General features: G+C 75.1%; 2 protein-coding genes. Both read right to left on the reverse strand.

Annotated features, from left to right (window positions below; all coding sequences use genetic code 11):
* Window positions 1-73: 73 nt before the first annotated feature.
* Complete coding sequence (locus I6A81_RS40700; protein ID WP_203008096.1) at window positions 74-1729, reverse strand: flavin-containing monooxygenase; 1656 nt, start codon at window positions 1727-1729, stop codon at window positions 74-76.
* Between the two features lie 260 nt (window positions 1730-1989).
* Window positions 1990-3210: an ATP-binding protein gene (locus tag I6A81_RS40705; RefSeq protein WP_203008099.1), complete on the reverse strand. Its 1221-nt coding sequence runs from the start codon at window positions 3208-3210 to the stop codon at window positions 1990-1992.
* Between the last annotated feature and the right edge of the window lie 329 nt (window positions 3211-3539).

Consider the following 3539-nt stretch of genomic DNA (forward strand, 5'->3'; position numbering starts at 1 on the left):
CCCGGCTCCACGCCACAGTCGCACGCAGAACCGGACGATCAACAACCCAGAAAACAAGATCTTCAGGCCATTCCTAGGGGTCTCGGCGGGCGGGCGCCATGCCGCCGCGGGCGGGTTCAGTCCGTCGCGGCGGCCGCGGGGCCGGCACGACCGGCGAAGCCGGGTCCGTTCCCTGGGCCGGCGACGGCGCCGGCCCGGGCAGCGGCGGGTCGAAGCGCAGCGCCGGGCTGGTCACCCGGCCGAACCGCAGCGCGCGCAGGTCACGCGGGTAGCTCATCCGTGCCCGCCACGGCGCCCGGGTGTCCTGGCGGGGCAGCTCGCCGGCGGCGCGGCGCACATAACCCGACGTGAGCCCCAGCAGCGCCGCCTCATCGTTCGTCCCGTCGGCCCCGCCGACCGGTCCGGCCGGATCGACGGGCACGAAGACCCGGTGGCCACTCCGGTCCAGGTGACGCAGCAGGCGGCCCAGATGGCGGCCGACCAGGTCGACCTTCAGCGTCCAGGACGCGTTCGCGTAGCCGAAGACGAAGGCGAAGTTCGGCACGCCCTCGAGCATCATGCCCTTGTACATGAGCCGGTCCGGGACGCGCACCGGCTCGCCGTCGACCGACAGCGCGATGCCGTCGAACAGCGCCATCCGCAGGCCGGTCGCCGTCACGATGACGTCGCAGGCCAGCTCCCGGCCGGACCGCAGCAGGATCCCGTGCTCGGTGAACGTGTCGACGTGGTCGGTGACCACCTCGGCCTGGCCCGACGAGATCACCCGGAACAGGTCTCCGTCCGGCACCACGCACAGCCGCTGGTCCCACGGGTCGTAGCTCGGGGTGAAGTGCCGGGAGACGGCGTAGCCCGCCGGCAGGGCCTCACGGACCCGCCGCAACAGCTCCCGGCGCACCAGCTCCGGACGCCGGCGACTCAGGCGGTAGACAAACTGCTGGCTGACGATGTTGCGCCGGCGGATCAGCGTGCCGGCCCACCGGTCCGGCAGGGCCCGGCGTAGCCGGGTCGCGAGCGGATCGACGGCGGGCAGCGAGGCGACGTAGGTGGGCGAGCGCTGCAGCATCGTGACGTGCGCGGCCCGCTCGGCGAGCGCCGGGACCAGCGAGATCGCGGTGGCGCCGCTGCCGATGACGACGACTCGGGCGTCGCCGTGGTCGAGGTCGTCTGGCCAGTGCTGCGGGTGCACCACCCGGCCGGCGAAGCGGTCACGGCCGGGGAAGTCGGGCTCATAGCCATGGTCGTACCGGTAGTAGCCGGAGCAGCCGACCAGGACGTCGCAGGTCAGCCGGACCCGTCGCCGCCCGGCGGCCGCGTCCTGGTCGGGCCCAGGTCCCGGGGTGCCGTCCGCGAGCTCGACGTCGACGGTCCAGCGCCTGTCGGCGCTCGACCAGCCGGCCGCGACGACGCGGTGCCCGTACCTGATCCACTCGTCGACGCCGTGAGCGCGCGCGGTCTCGGCCAGGTAGCGCAGGATCGCCGGGCCGTCGACGATCGCCGCGTCCTCGCGCCACGGTCGGAACGCGAACGAGAGCGTGTTCATGTCCGAGTCCGAGCGGACGCCGGGGTAGCGGAACAGGTCCCACGTCCCGCCGAGGGCGCCGCGCGCCTCCAGCAGGGCCACGCGCCTGCCCGGGTGGCTGGTCCGCAGGTGCACCGCGACGCCGATCCCGGACAGCCCGGCGCCGATGACCAGCACGTCGAGGTGCTCCGCCGGTCGCCATGCCGCCATGGCCACTCCCGTCCCCCTCCCCGGATATGATCACCCACACGTCCATACCGCGACCCTCGCGGCTTGTCCGAGCCCGGTTTCGTGTCCGGGCACTCCTCTGCTTCCGCGCACGGTTTCGTTTCCGAGCACGGTTTCGCCCGCGGTCGCGCGTCAGGACGCCGGCCGGACCCGGCCGGCCAGCTCGGTTCTCCACGAGGCCCGCGCGCCGAGTTCCATGCGGCCCGGTGCCATTGTCGCAGGTAGACGGCCTGTCCGGCCGGTCAGCGCGGGTCCGCGCCCGCCGCGGGGCCGGGCTCCGGCAGGCCCGCCGCCCGCACGTAGTCCTCGAAGGCCAGCGGCTCGGGCACCGGCTGGCCTCGGGCCGCGGCGCGCAGCTGCTCGACGATCGCCGAGATGTACCAGCGCCGAAACGCCCAGTGCCACGGCGGCGATTCCAGGGTGAGCAGCTGCGCCTGCCTGGCGTACTCGTCGGCCTCGTCCAGGGCGGCCAGGTAGTCCTGGGCGGCGTCGGCCGCGCTGGCCGGCAGCCTCAGCTCGAGCTGGGTGCGCGCCTGTCCCGCGGCCGCGGCGGCCAGCGCCTGCCGGCGCATCGCGTACCGGGCCTCGGCGAACTGGGTGGTGACCTGGGCGATCAGCTCGGCCAGCCGGGCCGGAACGGCCGCGCTCTCGCCACTGGCGGCGCCGGTGGCGGCCAGGGTGAACTCGCGGATCAGGTTGTCGACATGGCTCTTCGCCGCGAGCAGCAGGTCGGTGGAGACGTCGCCCAGCCTGATGCGGTGACGCGTCTCACGCCACGAGGCCGGCGAGGCGGGGTGAGGGGCGGCCGGGTTGGCCGAGTCAGGGGTAGCCAAGTCAGGGACGGCAGAGACAGGGACGGCCAGGACGGGGGCGGCCGGGCCCGGGACCGTGGGGGTGGTCAGGGTGGTCAGGGTGGCGGGGCTGCCCGACCGCGCCGCGGCGGCCGGGCCGTCGTCCGGCGCGGCGGAGCCGGCGCCGTTCGGCGCGGCGGAGCCGGCGCCGTTCGGCGCCGCGGCTCCCGGCAGGAGATCGAACTCCGCCCACACCACCTTGCCGCTTTGCCGCACCTCCGTGCCCCAGCGGGCCGCGAGCCCGGCCACCAGCGCCATACCGCGCCCCGTCATGCTGTCGGCGCCGCTGGGCGCCCGCAGCGGGGTGACCCGGCTGGTGTCGGCCACCTCCACCCGCAGACGGTCACCGTGCGCGACGAGTCGCAGCTCGACCGGGGGCTCGCCGTGCAGCACCGCGTTGGTGAGCAACTCGCCGGCGAGCAGCTTGACGTCGCCGATGAGATCCCGCACCGACGCCTCCGCGTCCGCCAGGGAACTCGAGATCGCCCGGCGGGCCCGCGGTACCGACTCCGGCGAGCGGTCGATCCGCAGCTCCACCAGTACCCGGCCGCCGGGCCGCTCGACTCCCGTGGCGGCCGCGCCATCCCCGACTCGCGCGTTCCTGTCGGTCACACGCCTCCCCCGCTCGGCGGATGGGCCGAAGACAGCGCGATCATTCTCTTCCGGCGCCGTTGCGCGGGCCTGTCGCGACGCTGTCGGCCGTGCGTGCGTGACCTACCCCGGAGCGGGATGGACGAATCGCCACGGGTCGAACATGCCAGTCAGGCCATCCCCGACAACCGCCGGCCAACCGCCTCCCCGCTCACTCGTGCCCCGGGGCCTGAACCGCCGATCAGCGGCCCGGCACGACGACGATCCGGGCCTACCGCGCCCCCCCCCGCCGAGCGCGCCCCCCCCCGCGCGCGCACAACCCCCCCCCCCGCCCCCCCCCCCCCCCCCCC

It is taken from the genome of Frankia nepalensis (assembly GCF_016786325.1).
GTDB classification, from domain to species: Bacteria; Actinomycetota; Actinomycetes; order Frankiales; family Frankiaceae; genus Pseudofrankia; species Pseudofrankia nepalensis.